Here is an 18,081-nt window from a genome sequence, read left to right on the forward strand (position 1 = left end):
GTGTTCCCATGCAGGCTTCAAAACAAGGTGTATCCCGCACCCGCCAAGTGGTGGCGGCGGTGATCGGCAATGCGCTGGAATGGTATGACTTCATCGTCTACGGCTTTCTCGCCAGCATTATCGCCCGGCAGTTTTTCCCCTCGGAGGATGAATACGCCTCGCTGCTGATGGCCCTGGCCACCTTTGGCGTCGGCTTCTTCATGCGCCCGGTGGGCGGGATTCTGCTGGGCATGTATTCGGACCGCAAAGGCCGCAAGGCTGCGATGCAACTGATCATCCGGTTGATGACCATCTCCATCGCCCTGATCGCTTTCGCCCCCAGCTATGCTGCCATCGGCATGGGCGCGCCGATGCTGATCGTGGTTGCGCGCATGCTCCAGGGCTTTGCCACCGGCGGTGAATACGCCAGTGCCACGGCGTTTCTGGTGGAGAGCGCGCCGGCCCATCGCAAGGGCCTGTACGGTTCCTGGCAGTTGGTGGGACAGTGCCTGGCGGTGTTCGGCGGCGCGGCGATGGTGGCGTTGGTCACGCACTTCTTCGAGCCGCAAACCCTTGAAGTCTGGGGCTGGCGCCTGCCGTTCATCTTCGGCTTGCTGATCGGTCCCGTGGGCTTGTGGATCCGCCGGCACATGGAAGACCCCGAGGAATTTATCGAGGCACGCAAACAGGCCAAGGGTGCGGCGCCGAGCTTGATGGACGTCATCCGCGACCACCGCCGCAGCATCTTGGTTTCGATGGGCCTGGCCTGTGGTGCAACGGTGTCGTTCTACGTGGTGCTGGTGAACATGCCGACCTTCGCCCACAAGAACCTCGGCCTGCCGCTGGACCAGGTATTGATGGTGCAGATGTTCGCGGTGGCGCTGATGACCGTGGTGATTCCGCTGTCCGGCCTGCTGTCGGATCGGTTCGGTCGGCGCCCGGTATTGATGGCGTTCACCCTGGCGTTTTTTGTGATGGTGTACCCGCTGTATGTGTGGGTCGCGGCGGCACCGTCCATCGAGCGTTTGCTGGTGATGCAGGTGATGTTGTGCACTGCCATCGGCGGCTTTTTCGGCCCGGCGCCGACGGCCCTGGCCGAGCAGTTTCCCATCGAAGTACGCTCCACCGGGGTGTCGGTGGCTTACAACGTGGCGGTGATGGTATTCGGGGGCTTTGCGCCGTTGATCGTCACCTGGCTCAGCAAGGTGCTGGGCACGCCGGTAGCCCCGGCATTTTATGTGCTGTTCGCTTGCGTCCTGACGCTGCTGGGCACTTACTGCATGCATGAGGCGCCACGGGCGAAACGACCGGCGCCGTTTTCCAGCGAGGTGAAACCTTGAGTATTGTTGAACTGGATGCCATCGAACTGTCTCGGGCGATCCATGCGCGGCAGGTGTCCTGCCATGAAGTGATGCAGGCGTATCTGGCCCAGGTCGAACGCTTCAACCCGACGGTGAATGCGCTGGTCTCGCTGCGCTCCCATGAGGACGTGCTGGCCGAAGCGGCGCAGCGTGATCGCGAGTTGGACCAAGGCCAATCCCGTGGCTGGATGCACGGCATGCCCCAGGCGATCAAGGACCTGGCGGCGACCCGGGGCCTGCGCACCACCCTCGGTTCGCCGCTGTTCGCCGAGCATGTTCCTCAAGAAGATGCGATCAGCGTGGCGCGGGTTCGGGCCAGTGGCGCGATCATCATCGGCAAGACCAACGTGCCGGAATTTGGCCTGGGCTCGCAGACCTACAACAGCGTGTTCGGCACCACCGGCAACGCCTATGACCCGCGCCTGGTGGCCGGTGGCAGCAGCGGCGGCGCGGCGGTGGCGCTGGCATTGCGCATGCTGCCGGTAGCGGATGGCAGCGACATGATGGGCTCGCTGCGAAACCCGGGGGCGTTCAATAACGTATTTGGCCTGCGTCCGTCCCAGGGTCGGGTGCCTCACGGGCCGGCGCCGGAGCTGTTCGTCCAGCAACTGGCCACGGAAGGCCCGATGGGTCGCAGCGTGGCGGATGTGGCGCGGCTGCTGAGTGTGCAGGCCGGCTATGACCCTCGGGTGCCGCTGTCGCTCAAGGAGGATCCGGCGGTGTTGGGTGAGCCATTGCAGCGCGACTTCAAGGGTGCACGCTTGGGCTGGCTCGGGGATTACAACGGTTACCTGCCGATGGAAGACGGCGTGATGAGCCTGTGCGAATCGGCCCTCAAGGACTTCGCTGCGCTGGGTTGCGAGGTCGAGCACTGCCAACCGGAATTTTCTCTGGAACGCCTGTGGCAGACCTGGCTGGTGCACCGCCATTGGCTGATCCAGGGCTCCCTCGGCGCGGCCTTCGCCGACCCGCAAAAACGTGCACTGCTCAAGCCGGAGGCGCAATGGGAAGTGCAGGGCGGATTGCAACTGAGTGCGGCGGACGTTTACCAGGCTTCGATCAACCGCAGCGACTGGTACCGCGCCCTCGGCAAACTGTTCGAACGTTACGATTTCCTGTTGCTGCCCACCGCCCAAGTGTTCCCTTTCGATGCACAACAAGCCTGGCCACGCCTCGTCGCAGGGCGCGAGATGGACACCTACCACCGCTGGATGGAAGTGGTGATCGGCCCCACACTGGCCGGCCTGCCGAGCATGAACGTGCCGGTGGGTTTCAACCCCCAGGGCTTGCCCATGGGCCTGCAGATCATCGGCCCGGCCCAGGCGGACAGGGCGGTGTTGCAACTGGCGTACGCCCACGAACAACTGACCCACTGGGTGCAGCGGCGACCGCCAGCTTGCCTCTCGGCGACCGGTTGAGCCGCGACGGGCCTGTATCTTGCTGTGAAATCAGATCATCCATCGGCATCAAGGAGATCGACACATGGGCAGCGACGCCGAGACGGGAACCGTACGCTCAGTAGGGCGGGCACTGGCGATCATCGAATTGCTCGGCGAGCATCAGGCGCTGGGGCTGGAAGAGTTGCATTACCTGACTCACCTGCCCAAGGCCACGGTCTCGCGGATGCTGCTGACCTTGCAGGAACAGGGCTGGATCTATCGTGGCCTCAGCGACCGGCGTTACCGCCTGCGGGCCAGACGGTTGTTCGGCGACACCCAGCAACGCTTCAAGCGCCAACTGGTGGAAAGCGCCGCGCCGTGGCTGCTGGACCTCAGCGAGCGCACCGGCCTGGTGGTGGACCTGTCGAGCTTCGACGGCGAACGCCTGGAAGTGATGGAAAGCGCGATCCCCACGGTGCTGCGCAAGCTCTACCCGAACAATTGCCAGATCGTCGGCCAGCACGCCAGCCTGTTTCATTCGGCCATGGGCAAGGCGTGCCTGGCGCAACTGTCGGCGGATGAAGTGCAGCGCCTGGCAGGCCGTGAGCATGTGGCGGAAGACGATCAATACCGGGCGTGTGAACAATCCCAGCACCAGGGGTTTGGCCAACGCACCGAAGGCTATTGGGAATATCCGGTGCGCCTGCCGTTCCTGATTCGCGCGGTGGCCTTGCCGGTCCGGGCCAATGGCCGGTTGGTGGGCAGCATGGCGCTGCATTGGCCGATGGATCAGGCACCGGTGGAACGGGTGCTGAGCCTGCACCTGGCCAGCCTGGAGTCGACGATTCGCGATGTGCAGCAGGCGTTGGCCTGACCACCGTTCCCCCGTAGGAGCGAGCTTGCTCGCGAAGAACTCACAGGCACCGCGTTCATTCAGAATGCCCGCGTCATCGTTGGCAACCTTCGCGAGCAAGCTCGCTCCTACAGGAGGTCTTTGTTACTGTTCGCCCAGGTTTTTTGCCCCAAGAGTCTTTATGTCCCTGTTCAAACCCATGGCCTTCCTGCTGCTGGCCGCTGCCGCCGTGCCTGCCCACGCCGACTGGTACCTGGACAACGAGTCCTCGCGCCTGTCGTTCGTCACCACCAAGAACACCGACATCGCTGAAGTGCAGCGCTTCCTGGTGCTGCATGGCAAGGTCGACAGCAAAGGCGCGGCGCAGCTGGAAGTCGAACTGGAGTCGATCAACAGCGGCATCCCGCTGCGCGACGAGCGCATGCGCAATGAGCTGTTCGAGATCAAGACCTTCCCGGACGCGGTGATCAATGCGCAGATCAACCTGCAACCGATCAACGACCTGGCCCCCGGCGCGCAATACGAGCTGCGCCTGCCGCTGTCGGTGACCCTGCACGGCAAGACCCAGACCTACAGCACCGAATTGCTGGCGACCCGCCTGGATGACCGACGCTTCCAGGTGGTCACCCTGGAGCCATTGGTGGTGCACGCCGAGGATTTCGATTTGCTGCCAGGGGTAGCCGCATTGCGCAAGGCCGCCGGGCTGTCGCAGATCAGCCTGTCGGTGCCGGTGGGTGCGGTACTGATTTTCACGGCGCGCTGACATGAGCGGCGCAGTGTTCCCGTGGCGCAGCGCCAACCGTTTCGAGCTGATGGTCGACGGCCCGAGTTTCTTCCCGCGCATGCTGGAAGGCATCGCCCAGGCCGAGCAACAGGTGGCGCTGGAGCTGTATCTGGTGGAGGCGGGCGCGTGTGCCGAGGCGATGGTTCAGGCCCTGGTGGCGGCCGCCGAACGTGGCGTGCGCGTACGTTGCCTGTTCGATGACTACGGCAGCCTGGCGTTTACCCTGGGCCTGCGTCGGCGGTTGATCGATGCCGGGGTGGACCTGCGATTCTACAACCGCCTGAGCTGGCGCCGCTGGATGCGCAACCTCTATCGGGACCACCGCAAGCTGTTGTTGATCGACCAGACCATCGCCGTGGTCGGCGGCACCGGCGTGACGGATGAATTCTGGACGCCCGGGGAAGACACCGCCGATTGGCACGAAGTGATGGTGCAGATTCGTGGCCCGCTGGTGCTGGATTGGCAGGCGTTGTTCGACCGTCAGTGGCTGGCGAACGACGATCGTAGAGCCTGGAAACCGGCCACGCATTTTGGCCTGCCACGCTTGCCCAAGGTGCCAGCGACAGGACCGGGGCTGGGGCGTGTGGCCTATGCCGACGCCCGCCAGCATCGGGATATCTTGCAGTCACTGATCCGCGCGCTGAACAGCGGCCACCAGCGTATCTGGCTGGCCACGCCGTATTTCCTGCCGACCTGGAGCGTACGGCGTGCCCTGCGCCGGGCGGCGTGCCCTGCGCCGGGCGGCGGGGCGCGGGGTGGATGTGCGTTTGCTGTTGACCGGGCCACGTACCGATCACCCGTCGGTGCGGTATGCCGGGCACCGTTACTACCCGCGTTTGCTCAAATCCGGGGTGCAGATCTTTGAATACCAGCCGTGCTTCCTGCACTTGAAAATGGTGCTGGTGGACGATTGGGTGAGCATTGGCTCGTGCAACTTCGATCACTGGAATCTGCGCTTCAACCTGGAGGCAAATCTGGAGGCGCTGGACCCGGAACTGACGTTGGCGGTGGCGGGGAGTTTCGAGAGGGATTTTGCCCAGAGCCAGGCGGTGAGCCTGGAGGCGTGGCGGTCGCGGCCATTGTGGCGGCGGGTGAAGCAGCGGGTGTGGGGGTGGATTGATCGGTTGGTGGTTAACCTGCTGGACCGCCGCGGATAAGCCAGAACACCCCAATCAAATGTGGGAGCGGGCTTGCTCGCGAAAGCGGTGTGTCAGTCACCTGATGTATCAACTGATCCACCGCATTCGCGAGCAAGCCCGCTCCCACATTTTGACCGAGCAAGACGTTAGAGTAGTTCGAAGCTCTGCTGCTTCACATCCTGCGAATCCAACCCGATCTGCACATTGAACTCGCCCGGCTCAGCCGCAAACTTCAGCTGGGTGTTGTAGAACTTCAAGTCTTCCTCGGTGATGGTGAAGTGCACCGCGCGCTCTTCGCCCGCCTTGAGCATGATCTTCTGGAAGTTCTTCAATTCCTTCACCGGGCGGATCATCGAGCCGGCCACGTCCTGGATATACAGCTGCACCACGGTTTCGCCATCGACCTTGCCGGTGTTTTTCACCACCACGGTGGCGTCGAGCTTGCCGGTCTTGTTCAGGGTGGTGGACGACAGCGCCATGTCCGACAGGCTGAAACTGGTGTAGCTCAAGCCGTAACCGAACGGAAACAGCGGCCCGGTGGTGTCATCGAAGTACTGCGAGGTGTAGTTGCCCGGCTTGCCCGGAGTGAACGGCCGGCCAATGCTCAGGTGGTTGTAGTAGGTCGGAATCTGCCCCACCGAACGCGGGAAGGTGATCGGCAGCTTGCCCGACGGGTTGTAGTCACCGAACAGCACGTCAGCGATAGCGTTGCCGCCTTCGGTGCCGGCGAACCAGGTTTCCAGGATTGCGTCAGCCTGTTCGTTCTCCTCGACAATCGACAGCGGACGGCCGTTCATCAACACCAGCACCAGCGGTTTGCCGGTGGCTTTCAAAGCCTTGATCAGGTCGCGCTGGCTCTGCGGGATGTTCAGGTCGGTGCGGCTCGACGATTCGTGGGACATGCCACGGGACTCGCCCACGGCGGCCACGACCACATCGGCGCCTTTGGCGGCCTTGACGGCTTCGTCGATCATGTCCTGGGACGAGCGCGGGTCATCCACAACTTCCGGGGCATCGAAGTTCAGGAAGTTGAGGTAGTCGACGACTTTCTTGTCGTTGGTGATATTGGCGCCACGGGCATAGATCACCTTGCCCTTGTCGCCGATCACGGCGTTCATGCCGTCCAGCAGGGTCACCGATTGCGCGGGTTTACCGGCAGCGGCCCAGCTGCCCATCATGTCGATCGGCGCTTTGGCCAGCGGGCCGACCAGGGCGATGGTCGCGTCCTTTTTCAGCGGCAGGGTGTTGTTCCGGTTTTTCAGCAGCACCTGGCTGCGGCGCGCCACGTCACGTGCGTCGGCGCGGTGCAGGCGGCTTTCGGCGTAGGTGTCGGCCGGGTCATCCTCGGCCTTGCCGATGCGCAGGTACGGGTCGGCGAACAGGCCCATGTCGTACTTGGCGCCGAGCACTTCGCGCACGGCGTTGTCGATGTCGCTCTGTTCGATCTCGCCGGACTTCAGCAGGCCGGGCAATTCCTTGCCGTAGAGCGAGTCGTTCATGCTCATGTCGATCCCGGCCTTGATCGCCAGCTTGGCGGCTTCACGCCCGTCCTTGGCCACGCCGTGCTTGATCAGCTCGAAGATCGCACCGTGGTCGCTCACGGCCAGGCCCTTGAAGCCCCAGTCCTTGCGCAGCAGGTCGTTCATCAGCCAGGTGTTGGCGGTGGCGGGTACGCCGTTGATCGAGTTCAGCGCAACCATCACGCCACCGGCGCCGGCCTTGATGGCGGCGTGGTAGGGCGGCAGGTAGTCCTGGTACATCTTGACCGGGCTCATGTCGACCACGTTGTAGTCGCGACCGCCTTCCACCGCGCCATACAGGGCGAAGTGCTTGACGCTGGCCATGATGCTGTCGGCCTTGGCCGGGCTGCTGCCCTGGAAGGCCTTGACCATCACTTCGGCAATGCGCGAGGTCAGGTAGGTGTCTTCGCCAAAGCCTTCGGAGGTACGGCCCCAGCGTGGGTCGCGGGAGATGTCGACCATCGGCGCGAAGGTGATGTCGAGGCTGTCGGCGGCAGCTTCCTGGGCGGCGATGCGCCCGGAGTGGCCGATGGCGTCCATGTCCCAGCTGGAAGCCAGGGCCAGGCTGATGGGGAATATCGTGCGGTGGCCGTGGATCACGTCATAGGCGAAGAACATCGGGATCTTCAACCGGCTGCGCATGGCTGCGTCCTGCATCGGACGGTTTTCCGGGCGGGTGATCGAATTGAAGGTGCCGCCGATGCGACCGGCGGCGATTTCCTTGCGGATCAGTTCGCGGGGCATTTCGGGGCCGATGCTGATCAGGCGCAATTGGCCGATCTTCTCATCAAGGGTCATCTGCTTGAGCAGGTCACTGACGAAGGCGTCCTTGTCCTTGAGCACTGCGGGCTTTGTTTCGGCTAATACGGAATGAGTGGCCAAACTGACAACAAGGCCCAGCAAACACAGCTTCTTCATGAAAATCCTTTCTCGCAGCCTTGGGACCGGAGAGCGTCTATTGTTGTTCGGGTGTTGTTCAGATAAATACCGCACACTTCTGAACTCTTATTGGCGCTGGGCATCTTTTAGCTGATTGGCACGATGCAATCCAGTGGGTGGTGGCGGATTATGCCCTAAGCCCGTGGCTAACGCGTCAGTCGGTAAATTTCATAGGTTTGGCAGGAGAAACACCATGCAAGCAGCACAAGGTTACCGTTGGGGCTGGAAGGCCGTGGCATTGATACTGGTGAGCACCGTGCTGAGCGGTTGCGGCATCAACAAGATCCCGACCCTGGACGAACAGGCCAAGGCGGCCTGGGCCCAGGTGCAGAACCAGTACCAGCGGCGCGCCGACCTGATCCCCAACCTGGTGGAAGTGGTCAAGGGCTACGCCGCCCATGAACAGGACACCCTGACGGCCGTGATCGAAGCGCGGGCCAAGGCCACCTCGATCCAGGTGGATGCCAGCACCCTCGACAATCCCGAGAAACTCAAGCAGTTCCAGCAAGCCCAGGACGGTTTGAGCGGTGCACTCAGCCGTTTGATGGTGGTGTCCGAGCGCTACCCGGACCTGAAGGCCAACCAGAACTTCCTGGCCCTGCAATCGCAGCTTGAAGGCACCGAAAATCGCATCGCCGTGGCCCGCCGCGACTTTATCCAGGCAGTGCAGGCCTACAACACCGAGATCCGCACCTTCCCTGGCCGCCTGTGGCACAGCGTGATGTACAGCGACTTGCCGGTCCGCGCCAACTTCGAGGCCACGAGTGCCGATGCCGATAAAGCGCCGCAAGTGAAATTCTGATGGGCAAGCGCGCTTGGCTGATGGCGGCGGTGCTGCTGGCCTTCAGCCTGACCGCCCAGGCCGCCCTGAATTTCCCGGCCCTGACCGGACGGGTGGTGGACAACGCCCAGATGATCGACCCGGCCGTGCGTGCGCAGCTGACCCAGCAGTTGCAGGCGCTGGAGCAGACCAGCGGCGACCAGATCGTGGTGGTCACCGTGCCCGACCTGCAAGGCGTGCCCATTGAAGACTTCGGTTATCAACTGGGCCGCGCCTGGGGCATCGGCCAGAAGGGCAAGGACAACGGCGCCCTGCTGATCGTCGCCCGGGATGAGCACAAGATTCGCATCGAAGTGGGTTATGGCCTGGAAGGCGTACTCACGGATGCGCAGTCCTGGGTGATCATCAACCAGGTGATCGCCCCGGCGTTCAAGGCGGGCAACTACAGCAAGGGCATCAGTGACGGAGTGGCGGCGATGCTGCAGGTGGTGGGCGGCGATCCGCTGGCCGTGCCGGCGCATGTGTCCGAGGCCAACTTCGCCAAGCAAAACCCGGGCATTTCCATTGGCCTGTTCATCCTGTTGCTGGCAGTGTTGTGGCTGTGCAATCGCATGGGCCTGCCCGTTGGCGCTATCCTGCTGGCGATTCTCAGCAGCAGCGGTCGTGGCGGCGGGGGAGGCGGTGGCGGTGGTGGCTTCAGGGGCGGCGGCGGTGGTTTTGGCGGCGGTGGCGCCTCGGGCGGCTGGTAATGACAATAACTAGAGAGCATCAACAACCATGGCATTACTGAGTCAACACGAGCAACGCCAGGTCGCCGAGGCGATCGCCCGGGTCGAGCAACAGACCGACGCCGAACTGGTGACCGTGCTCGCGGCCCGCGCCGACGACTACGCCTACATCCCGCTGTTGTGGGCCAGCCTGCTGGCGCTGGTGGTGCCGGGGATCATCCACTACCTGTCGGGCTGGTTGACCATGTACACCTTGCTGCTGGCGCAGTGGGGCACGTTCGTCGTGCTGTGCCTGGTGTTCCGTTTGCCCAGGGTCACCACGCGACTGATCCCGCGCTCGGTGCGCCATTGGCGCGCGTCCAACCTGGCACGGCGGCAGTTTCTCGAGCAGCACCTGCACCACACGCTGGGCAGCACCGGGGTGCTGATTTTTGTCAGTGAGGCCGAGCGGTATGTGGAAATCCTGGTGGACAAGGGGATATCCAGTCGCCTGGATGACAGCAGTTGGGATGCGATCGTCAAGGACTTCACCCGCCAGGTGAAGCAAGGCCAGACGTTGGCCGGGTTTGTGGCGTGTATTGAGGCTTGCGGGGAATTGCTCAGGGAGCACGTACCGGTGACCCACGCACGCAATGAGCTGCCGAATCGGTTGGTGGTGTTGGAGTAGTGTAAAATTCCCGGCATTCCCTGCCCGAGGCGTTTTTGTTCATGTCTGCCACCGCTAAACCTGCCAGCCCCGCGCCGGATCATCACGCGCAGTTCCTCGAACTGCTGAGCGCGAGCCTTGAGCAAAACGCCTTTATCAAGCTGGTGCTGGCCAAGTACGTCGGCACCGAGCCTGATCTTCAGAAGCTGATCATCAAGCAGCTGACGGTCAAGGATCAGCCTTGCCTGTCCTTCGTCTATCGCTACAAGACCCGCGACATCACCAAGAACTTCTCCCTGGCCGACGGCGTGGCGGCAATTGCCGAGTTGTTGCCGGCGGCGTTCAAGAATGCGCACCTGCTGTCGGTGACCGACGAAGCCCAGCTGGAATACAGCAAGAAAAACAAAAGCTCACTGTTCAAAAGCAAGCCGCAGCAACTGCGCGAAGCGCCGTCTGCCGAGCACAACCGCGAGAAGAATCGCTTCCTGGACCTGACCCGGCCCTTCCTCGCCGACCTTGGTGTGACCAACGCCAAACACGAGCTGATCCCGGCGATGTCGCGCAAGTGGAAGCAGATCAACAAGTTCATCGAAGTGTTCAGCCATGCGCTGACCACCTCGCCGCTGAAGCTGGACCAGCCGGTGCGGGTCGCGGACTTTGGCTCGGGCAAGGGCTACCTGACGTTTGCCATCCACGACTACCTGCGCAACACCCTCAACGCCGACGGCGAAGTCACCGGCGTGGAACTGCGCGAAGACATGGTGACCCTGTGCAACAACGCCGCCGCCCGCCTGGACCACCCGGGGCTGGTGTTCAAGTGCGGGGATGTGCGCAGCGTCGCGCCCAGCGAACTGGACGTGATGATCGCCCTGCATGCCTGCGACATCGCCACCGACTACGCGATTCACACCGGCATCCGCTCCGGTGCGTCGATCATCATGTGCTCGCCGTGCTGCCACAAGCAGATTCGCCTGCAGATCCAGAGCCCGGCGCTGCTCAAGCCGATGCTGCAATACGGCCTGCACCTGGGCCAGCAGGCGGAAATGGTCACCGACAGTTTGCGCGCGTTGTTCCTTGAAGCGTGCGGCTATGAGACCAAGGTGTTTGAGTTCATCTCGTTGGAGCACACCAACAAGAACAAGATGATCCTGGCCGTGAAGCGTGCCGAGCCGGTGGACAACGCTCAACTCCTGGAGAAAATCCAGGAGCTCAAGGCGTTCTACAACATCACCGAACATTGCCTGGAAACCCTGCTGCGGTCGGAAGGTTACCTCGCCTGAGTACGACGCAAATCAAAAATGTGGGAGCGGGCTTGCTCGCGAAAGCGGTGTGTCAGTCACCTGATGTATCAACTGATCCACCGCATTCGCGAGCAAGCCCGCTCCCACATTAGATCGCGCTAGCCTTGGGAGCTGGCGCAGGCTTCACGCTGGTCTTGCGCCCCAACATCACCGTCACAATCACCCCGCAGGCAAACAGCCAGGTAATCGGCTCGATGTGTTCACCAAAAAACAGCGCCGAAAACGCGATGGTGAAAAAGATCTGCAACAGCTGAATCTGGCTGACCCGGGCGATGCCACCCATGGCGAGCCCGGCGTACCACGCAAAGAACCCCAGGAACTGCGAAAACAACGAGACATAACCAAACGCCCACCAGGTGCGCATGGAGATCGGCCCTTCGTGTTGCAGCGCCAGGTAGGCCACCGGCCCGATCAATACCGGCGTCGACAGCACCAGCGCCCAGCAGATTACCTGCCAGCCGCCCATCTCCTTGGCCAACCGGCCGCCTTCGGCATAACCCAGGCCACCCACGGCAATCGCGCCGAGCATCAACAGGTCGCCCGCCTGGATACTGCCGGCTCCGGTGATCAACGCATAACTCAGCACCAGCGCACTGCCCAACGCCGCGCAGGCCCAGAAGGCTTTCGACGGCCGCTCATGAGACAGCCACGCCGCATACAGCGCCACGCACAGCGGCTGCAATCCGTTGACCAGCGCGCCATGGGACGCGGGCAAGGTTTGCATGGCCCAGGCCGACAATACCGGGAAACCCAGGATCACCCCGGCAATCACCAGCGTCAGCCCGCGCACCTGGCGCCAGGTGGGCCAGCGCTCGCGACGCCACAGCAACAAAGCCGCCGCCGGCACCGCCGCAAACAACGCCCGGCCCAGGCCGTTGAGCAGCGGGTGGATTTCCTGCACCACGATACGGGTGAAGGGCAGGGTGAGGCTGAAGATGACGACGCCCAGCAGGCCGAGGGCCATGCCGGTATTTTCGCGGGAGCTCATGGAAGGAACCAGAATCGAATGGGCCGGAAGTGGACGTTCATCTAGCCACAAAGCCCGGAAAACGCGGGCCTACAGCTGGGTGCGGATTTATCCGTACAGTTTTGAACGGGCGACCCGGTTCATGTGGGAGCTGTCGAGCCTTGGCGAGGCTGCGATGGGATCAACGCAGTTTACCTGTCAGGCCGAGGTGTCTGCATCGCGCGCAAGCCCGGCTCCTACACAAGCCGGGGTGCTGATGTAGTAGCGGGCCATTACCCGGATCAAGCCTGCGGGTCTATCTTGGCTACTCCTGTCTGCCCAACCGTTCAACCGGAGGAATGTCCCATGGCCGCGAAAAAAATCCTGATGCTGGTCGGCGATTACGTCGAAGACTATGAAGTGATGGTGCCGTTCCAGGCGCTGCTGATGGTGGGGCATACCGTGCACGCCGTGTGCCCGGACAAGGCTGCCGGCCAGACCGTGCGCACGGCGATCCACGACTTCGAAGGCGACCAGACCTACAGCGAAAAGCCCGGGCACCTGTTCGCCCTGAATGCGGATTTTGCCAAGGTGAACGCTGCCGACTACGACGCGCTGCTGGTGCCGGGTGGCCGTGCCCCTGAGTACCTGCGGCTGAACGAAAAGGTCCTGCAACTGGTCAAGGATTTCGATCAGGCTGGCAAACCCATCGCTGCCGTGTGCCATGGCGCTCAACTGCTGGCGGCTGCCGGGATCCTGGAAGGCCGCGAGTGCAGCGCCTACCCGGCGTGCGGGCCGGAGGTACGACTGGCGGGCGGTACGTTCATCGATATCCCGGTGACCGACAGCCACGTTCAAGGCAATCTGGTGACGGCCCCGGCGTGGCCGGCGCACCCAAGCTGGCTCGCGGGTTTCCTCGGACTGCTGGGCACCAAAATCACCCTGTAAAGCGGAGGTCATCGCCATGTGCGAACTGTACGTCAAGGCCGACCCGATTCTGTACGAATCCCGCTCGCGCTCCCTGCGCATCTGCGGCGTGGTGACCACCGTGCGCCTGGAAAACCAGTTCTGGGACATCCTCAGCGAAATCGCCGAGGTGGATGGGATGACCACCAATCAACTGATCGCCAAGCTGTATGAAGAAGTGATGGATTACCGCGGCGAAGTGGTGAATTTTGCTTCGTTCTTGCGGGTGAGTTGCACGCGGTATTTGAGCAGGCAGCGGGTTCACGCCCCAGAGCTCAGCCTGGTTAATACAAGAAATGGCGCGCAGAAGGTCTGAATGTGGGAGCGGGCTTGCTCGCGAAGGCGGTGTGTCAGGTAACTCATGTACCGACTGATCCAGCGCTTTCGCGAGCAAGCCCGCTCCCACATTGATTAGTAGGGGTCAGAAGAACCGCGTCACACTGATCTTCGCATCCCGGCCCTTGGTGTAGGCGCGGTCGCCGCTCAGGGCCGGTCGGAAGTTGTTGTTGAACAGGTTGTCTACGGTGAAGTTCACCTCGGTACCCTTGAGGTAAGCCTGTTGCGGCTTCCAACTGGCGAACAGGCCCTGGGTGTTGTAGCGCTTGTTGCCGTACTGGTCGTAGAACAGGTCGCCGATGCTGGTGCCCGGGCCGCCGGAATACTTGTCGCTCGGCAGGCGGCTGGTGGCGCCGATGAACTGCCCTTGCCAGCCCACCCGCATATCCAGGCTCGGGATCTTGGTGCCGAGCACCACCACCCATTTGGTTGGCGGAATGTCCCGCGCCCAGACGTCCGGCCCCCACGGGTTGGTGTAGGCGCCTTCATGTTTACCGGTGGTGTAGGCGAACGATACCGAGCCGAACACGTAGGTGGAGTCATAGAAACTCTCGGCCTCGAAACCCTTGATGGTCATGCCGCCGATGTTGCGGTAGTTGGACATCGCGCCCGGCGGGCAGGCGCTGGAAATCGTCCCGCCGTTGACCGCCTGGTTCTGGCAGCCCACGCCTGTGGCCTTGAAGATTTCGTCCTCGACCTTGTTGTGGAACAGCGTGGTACGCAGTTGCAGGTTGTCGCCGTGGGCGAACACGTCGGCGAAGCTGGTGACGTTGCCCAGGGTGATGGAGGTGATGCGCTCCGGGTCCAGGTCCAGGCTGGTGGCGGTGCGGCTGCCCAGGCCCTGGACTTCATACTGCTCGTCGATCACTGGCGCACGCCAGGTGCGGCTCCAGTTGGCGAACATCGCCACGTTCGGGGTGATGGTCCAGTACGCCGCCAGGCGTGGCGACCAGCCGGTGTAAGTGCGGTCGCTGTAGTCATGGCCGATGGCCGGGTCCGGGTTGCTGTAGTACGGCGCGTCGTTGGCCTCGCCGCGGTTGCGCACATGGTCATAGCGCATCGACGGGGTAATGGTCACATCGCCCAGCGTCACCGCGTCCTGGATAAAGAAGCTGTTGGTGTCGACCTTGCCATGGGGCATGAAGCCCGGCTGGAAGTGCCCATAGTTGTATTTCGGGGTGTTGTAGGTGGCGCCGGGCATCCACATTTCGGTTTCCCGGGTGTGCTTGCGGATTTGCACACCGGTGGTCACCGCGTGCTGCAACGCACCGGTGGAAAACAGGCTGACGTTGCGTACGTCGAGGTTCTTGTCGTTATAGGAGGTGTCCATCTTGCGCCCGCCGGTGGCCAACTGGAAAAACGCCGTGGCGTCGCGCTCGTCGGTCTGGTCGGTATTGGATTCGGAGTACTTGATGGTCAAGTCCACCAGCGGGTTATTCATCGGCTGGTATTCGTACTTGCCGGACCAAGTGGTGTCGACGGTATTGCGGTTGGCCAGGAAGCGTTTCAGCGCGGCTTCGTAGCCATAGCGGTCGATGTTGGCCTGGGTCGGCGGCGTCGGGTAGCTGGCGGCAGAGAAGGGCGTCCAGCGCTGGCTGTTGGAGCGCGAATACGACAGACCCAGGCTTTGCTCATCGGTGAAGTGAGCATTGAACTTGAACAGTTTGCCGTCCACATTCTGGGCGCTGTTGGGCAGGCGCTTGGGGTTGATCGGGTACTGGTTGTTGTCGTTGGGCAGGGTGGCGGCCAGCTTCATGTCGCCGCCGTCGCGCTGGGTCAGGTAGGCCAGCGCATCGAAGCGGCCGTCATCGGTACGCCCGTAAACGGCACTGCTGTAGACCTGCTCATGGTCGTTGCTGGAGTAGCCGTATTTGAGCATGGCACCGCTGTTGCGCCCGTCCTTGAGCAGGTCCGGGGCATCCTTGGTGGTCATGTTGACCGTACCGCCAAAGCCGCCATTGCCGCTGAAGGGCGAGTTGGGGCCTTTCTCCACTTCGATGCTCTTGATCAGCTCGGGCTCGATAAACACAGTGCCCTGCTGGTAGCGCTCAAAACCGCTTTTGGTGGCGCCATCGACGGTCAGCGGCACGTCTTCGGCGTCGCCGAAACCACGGATGTTGATGGTCTGGCCACCGGGCTTCAGCGAGCCGCCCTGGCTGATGCCGGGCAAGGTTTGCAGCAGGCTGGGAATGTTGTTGGACTGGTAGCGGTCGATGTCGGCCTGGGTCAGGGTGGAACGGCCGACGGTGGTGGAGTCGACCTCGCTGCCGGTGCCGATCACGCTCAGGGCGTCGAGCTGGATCGCGCTGCTGTTGGTGGTCTTGCCCTCTTCGGGGCGTACCACGTAAGTGCTGCCGACCTTGAGCAATACGAACTCGCCGTCCTTGAGCAGGGTGCGAATCGCCACTTCCGGTGTGAAGTCGCCATTGAGGGCCGGCGCCTGGATATTTTTCAGCAGCGCTTCATCGAACAGCAGCTGGATTTTCGCCTGCTGCGCCACCTGGCTCAGGGACGTGGCCAGGGACTGGGCCGGCAGTTGCAGCTTGAACGACTCGGCCTGGGCACTCAGGCTGAAGGCCAGGCAGGCGGCAATGGCGGTGGGTCGAAGAAACAGGTGCTGAACGTGGCAAGGCGCGCGAAACATGAAATCCCCCGGAGTAGCCAAATGGCCAGAAAGGTGTGCGTATCAAACGCAGACCCGAGGAAGACGCGGCAGGAAAAATAATCCTCACATGCGAATGCAAAATATTCTCAAATAAGAATTCCGCGGGGCTATTTGCGCGGTTCGATCCTGATATTGCCGTCGGCCAGGGCCACGGTTTTCACCGGCAATAGCGCCGGCAGGGCGTTGAGCAGGGCGTCCGGATCATTCACGTCCAGATTGCCCGAGACCTTCAACTGCGCCACCGCGCTGTCCACCAGCAACGGCGCCTGGGGCCGGTACAGGCTCAACTCATCCATCAGGCTGGCCAGCTCGCGATTACGAAACGACACGTGGCCGCCGCGCCAATCGGCGACCTCGCCGGCAGTGAGGGTTTGCTGCTGCAGCGTGCCTTTGGCATAACTGAACGTAGCGCGCTGATCGGCGCCGAGCAGGGTGGCCGGCAGCCTGGCATCCGGATCGAACGCCACTTGCCCATGGGCCACGCTGACCACCAACTGCTGCTTGCTGCGCCGCACATCGAAGCCGGTGCCGACCACCCGCACATTGGCTTCACCGGCCTGCACGAACAGCGGACGCTCCTTGTCGGGCGCCACCTCGATATACAACTGGCCCTGATCCAGATGCACGATGCGCTGGTGACTGTTGAAGTCCACCCGCAGGCGCGTATTGGCGTTGACGTACAAGGTGCTGCCGTCAGGCAAATGCATGGTGCGCATTCCTTTGGCATGGGCCGCGACCTGGGCGTGGAACAGCTCGCGTGGGGCGCCGATGTTGCTCGTCAGCACGGCACACACCAATGCGGCAGCCACCGCCAGGGCCGGGCGCCAGGCGGGTGTCTTGCGCGCGGGCAGCGGTGTCGGTTTGTTCAGTTGCTGCAACTGCGCCAGGTCGGCCCACAGCTGTTCGAATTCCGCATAGGCGCGGGCATGGGCCGGCTCGGACTGCCAGGCGGCAAACGCCTTGCGGTCGGCGCGACCGGCGTCATTGCGGTTGCGCGCAAACCAGCTGGCGGCCTGGGCATCGATGGAGTCGCTGGCCTCGATGTCACAGGTGTCGATGTCGCTCAGGCGGGTCATTCTGGCTGCTCCTTGCCCTGTTCTTGTTGAAGTCGCTGCTTGCAATGCAGCAAGGCAAAAGCGATGTGCTTTTCCACCATGCTGACCGAAACGCCCATGCGCTCGGCGATCTGCGCCTGGCTCAGGCCTTCGAAGCGGTGCAGCATAAGGGCTTCTCGTCTTCTCGGCGAGAGTTCAGAGAGCACTTCTTTCAACTGTTCCAGGCGTTGCAGGCGTTGCGCGGCGGCCATGGGATCGTCTCGCGAGTCGCTGACAGGTTCGGCATCCAGTTCGGCCTGTTGCTGGTGGACGGTGTGCCGCACCTTCTGTTTGCGCCAGTGATCGCGCAGCAGATTGCGCGCCATCTGGAACAGAAACGCCCGTGGCTGCTCGACCTGGGCCCGGTCGCGGTAGTCCAGCCATTGGGTGAAGACATCCTGGGTCATGTCTGCCGCGTCGCTGGCGTTGTCCGTGCGTTTACGCAGGAAATGCAGGATATCTGCATAAAACCCGCGAAAGGCATCGGCCGACAGCGGGTCGGGCTTGGGACGAGACATGGATATCCTTCTTGACGAAGCACGACGTGGAAAAGTCGTGAATGATATCGAGAATTATTGTCATTTGTCTCTATTGAAAATCCAAGGTTGGATGCGGACTAAATGTGGGAGCGGGCTTGCTCGCGAATGCGGTGAGTCAGTCGACC

Annotated in this window: 15 protein-coding genes and 2 pseudogenes; 11 read left to right on the forward strand and 6 right to left on the reverse strand. The window is 62.5% G+C overall.

The genetic code is table 11. The annotated features are described in order from the left end of the window. Positions 1-8: 8 nt before the first annotated feature. From V6607_RS06885 to V6607_RS06895, 3 genes are all read left to right on the forward strand, one after another. Positions 9-1,319 carry a citrate-proton symporter gene (locus V6607_RS06885; RefSeq protein ID WP_087692639.1) on the forward strand — a complete coding sequence of 437 codons (1,311 nt, stop codon included), beginning with the start codon at positions 9-11 and terminating at the stop codon, positions 1,317-1,319. Then, positions 1,316-2,758, forward strand: coding sequence for an amidase (locus V6607_RS06890; protein WP_134325860.1), 1,443 nt, complete (start codon positions 1,316-1,318; stop codon positions 2,756-2,758). Before V6607_RS06885 ends, V6607_RS06890 begins: the two co-directional genes overlap by 4 nt. Before the next feature lie 64 nt (positions 2,759-2,822). Next, complete coding sequence (locus V6607_RS06895) at positions 2,823-3,593, forward strand: helix-turn-helix domain-containing protein (protein ID WP_003209157.1); 771 nt, start codon at positions 2,823-2,825, stop codon at positions 3,591-3,593. A gap of 12 nt (positions 3,594-3,605) precedes the next feature. Here the strand turns inward: V6607_RS06895 and V6607_RS06900 are convergent. Beyond that, positions 3,606-3,692 (reverse strand): annotated as a pseudogene (locus tag V6607_RS06900) (outer membrane lipoprotein carrier protein LolA); the annotation flags it as partial. Between the two features lie 61 nt (positions 3,693-3,753). On the opposite strand from V6607_RS06900, the gene V6607_RS06905 reads away from it, so the two are divergent. Next, a complete protein-coding gene (locus tag V6607_RS06905) occupies positions 3,754-4,335 on the forward strand; it encodes a YceI family protein (RefSeq protein WP_134325861.1) in 582 nt (193 codons plus the stop codon). A 1-nt stretch (position 4,336) separates the two neighbouring features. Then, a pseudogene (locus tag V6607_RS06910) lies at positions 4,337-5,513 on the forward strand (phosphatidylserine/phosphatidylglycerophosphate/cardiolipin synthase family protein). Between the two features lie 128 nt (positions 5,514-5,641). On the opposite strand, the gene bglX reads toward V6607_RS06910, so the two are convergent. Next, a complete protein-coding gene (bglX, locus tag V6607_RS06915; RefSeq protein WP_008430891.1) occupies positions 5,642-7,933 on the reverse strand; it encodes a beta-glucosidase BglX in 2,292 nt (763 codons plus the stop codon). A gap of 214 nt (positions 7,934-8,147) precedes the next feature. Here bglX and V6607_RS06920 point away from each other — a divergent pair, with 214 nt between their 5' ends. Genes V6607_RS06920 through V6607_RS06935 form a run of 4 tightly spaced genes read left to right on the forward strand, consistent with a single transcriptional unit; the run spans position 8,148 to position 11,389 of the window. Next, positions 8,148-8,756, forward strand: a complete 609-nt coding sequence (locus tag V6607_RS06920) for a LemA family protein (protein WP_003209150.1) — start codon at positions 8,148-8,150, stop codon at positions 8,754-8,756. Further along, positions 8,756-9,484, forward strand: coding sequence for a TPM domain-containing protein (locus tag V6607_RS06925; protein ID WP_003209148.1), 729 nt, complete (start codon positions 8,756-8,758; stop codon positions 9,482-9,484). Before V6607_RS06920 ends, V6607_RS06925 begins: the two co-directional genes overlap by 1 nt. A 28-nt stretch (positions 9,485-9,512) precedes the next feature. Further along, positions 9,513-10,130: a TPM domain-containing protein gene (locus V6607_RS06930; protein ID WP_003209147.1), complete on the forward strand. Its 618-nt coding sequence runs from the start codon at positions 9,513-9,515 to the stop codon at positions 10,128-10,130. A 41-nt stretch (positions 10,131-10,171) separates the two neighbouring features. Beyond that, positions 10,172-11,389 carry an SAM-dependent methyltransferase gene (locus V6607_RS06935; protein WP_102606424.1) on the forward strand — a complete coding sequence of 406 codons (1,218 nt, stop codon included), beginning with the start codon at positions 10,172-10,174 and terminating at the stop codon, positions 11,387-11,389. Positions 11,390-11,498: 109 nt separating this feature from the next. Here V6607_RS06935 and V6607_RS06940 read toward each other — a convergent pair whose 3' ends face one another. Then, positions 11,499-12,398 (reverse strand): DMT family transporter, encoded by a 900-nt coding sequence (locus V6607_RS06940; protein ID WP_003209142.1) that lies wholly within the window; start codon positions 12,396-12,398, stop codon positions 11,499-11,501. 324 nt (positions 12,399-12,722) lie between these two features. On the opposite strand from V6607_RS06940, the gene V6607_RS06945 reads away from it, so the two are divergent. Further along, entirely contained in the window at positions 12,723-13,304 is a 582-nt protein-coding gene (locus V6607_RS06945; protein ID WP_008430897.1) for a DJ-1/PfpI family protein, read from the forward strand. 16 nt (positions 13,305-13,320) lie between these two features. After that, a complete protein-coding gene (locus tag V6607_RS06950; RefSeq protein WP_134325864.1) occupies positions 13,321-13,638 on the forward strand; it encodes a ribbon-helix-helix domain-containing protein in 318 nt (105 codons plus the stop codon). Positions 13,639-13,743: 105 nt separating this feature from the next. Here V6607_RS06950 and V6607_RS06955 read toward each other — a convergent pair whose 3' ends face one another. From V6607_RS06955 to V6607_RS06965, 3 genes are all read right to left on the reverse strand, one after another. Further along, positions 13,744-16,302 (reverse strand): TonB-dependent receptor, encoded by a 2,559-nt coding sequence (locus tag V6607_RS06955; protein WP_134325865.1) that lies wholly within the window; start codon positions 16,300-16,302, stop codon positions 13,744-13,746. Positions 16,303-16,430: 128 nt separating this feature from the next. Then, positions 16,431-17,399, reverse strand: coding sequence for a FecR domain-containing protein (locus V6607_RS06960; protein ID WP_134325866.1), 969 nt, complete (start codon positions 17,397-17,399; stop codon positions 16,431-16,433). Beyond that, entirely contained in the window at positions 17,396-17,935 is a 540-nt protein-coding gene (locus V6607_RS06965; protein ID WP_087692632.1) for an RNA polymerase sigma factor, read from the reverse strand. Before V6607_RS06965 ends, V6607_RS06960 begins: the two co-directional genes overlap by 4 nt. Positions 17,936-18,081 lie beyond the last annotated feature (146 nt).

This window comes from Pseudomonas sp. KK18, from assembly GCF_037094675.1.
Lineage (GTDB): Bacteria > Pseudomonadota > Gammaproteobacteria > Pseudomonadales > Pseudomonadaceae > Aquipseudomonas.

What these genes read in the sequence shown, in the direction of transcription:
- V6607_RS06885 (WP_087692639.1), top strand. Translation starts at nt 9, where the DNA reads ATGCAGGCTTCAAAACAAGGTGTATCCCGCACCCGCCAAGTGGTGGCG.
- V6607_RS06895 (WP_003209157.1), top strand. Translation starts at nt 2,823, where the DNA reads ATGGGCAGCGACGCCGAGACGGGAACCGTACGCTCAGTAGGGCGGGCA.
- V6607_RS06905 (WP_134325861.1), top strand. Translation starts at nt 3,754, where the DNA reads ATGTCCCTGTTCAAACCCATGGCCTTCCTGCTGCTGGCCGCTGCCGCC.
- bglX (WP_008430891.1), bottom strand. Translation starts at nt 7,933, where the DNA reads ATGAAGAAGCTGTGTTTGCTGGGCCTTGTTGTCAGTTTGGCCACTCAT.
- V6607_RS06920 (WP_003209150.1), top strand. Translation starts at nt 8,148, where the DNA reads ATGCAAGCAGCACAAGGTTACCGTTGGGGCTGGAAGGCCGTGGCATTG.
- V6607_RS06925 (WP_003209148.1), top strand. Translation starts at nt 8,756, where the DNA reads ATGGGCAAGCGCGCTTGGCTGATGGCGGCGGTGCTGCTGGCCTTCAGC.
- V6607_RS06930 (WP_003209147.1), top strand. Translation starts at nt 9,513, where the DNA reads ATGGCATTACTGAGTCAACACGAGCAACGCCAGGTCGCCGAGGCGATC.
- V6607_RS06935 (WP_102606424.1), top strand. Translation starts at nt 10,172, where the DNA reads ATGTCTGCCACCGCTAAACCTGCCAGCCCCGCGCCGGATCATCACGCG.
- V6607_RS06940 (WP_003209142.1), bottom strand. Translation starts at nt 12,398, where the DNA reads ATGAGCTCCCGCGAAAATACCGGCATGGCCCTCGGCCTGCTGGGCGTC.
- V6607_RS06945 (WP_008430897.1), top strand. Translation starts at nt 12,723, where the DNA reads ATGGCCGCGAAAAAAATCCTGATGCTGGTCGGCGATTACGTCGAAGAC.
- V6607_RS06950 (WP_134325864.1), top strand. Translation starts at nt 13,321, where the DNA reads ATGTGCGAACTGTACGTCAAGGCCGACCCGATTCTGTACGAATCCCGC.
- V6607_RS06955 (WP_134325865.1), bottom strand. Translation starts at nt 16,302, where the DNA reads ATGTTTCGCGCGCCTTGCCACGTTCAGCACCTGTTTCTTCGACCCACC.
- V6607_RS06960 (WP_134325866.1), bottom strand. Translation starts at nt 17,399, where the DNA reads ATGACCCGCCTGAGCGACATCGACACCTGTGACATCGAGGCCAGCGAC.
- V6607_RS06965 (WP_087692632.1), bottom strand. Translation starts at nt 17,935, where the DNA reads ATGTCTCGTCCCAAGCCCGACCCGCTGTCGGCCGATGCCTTTCGCGGG.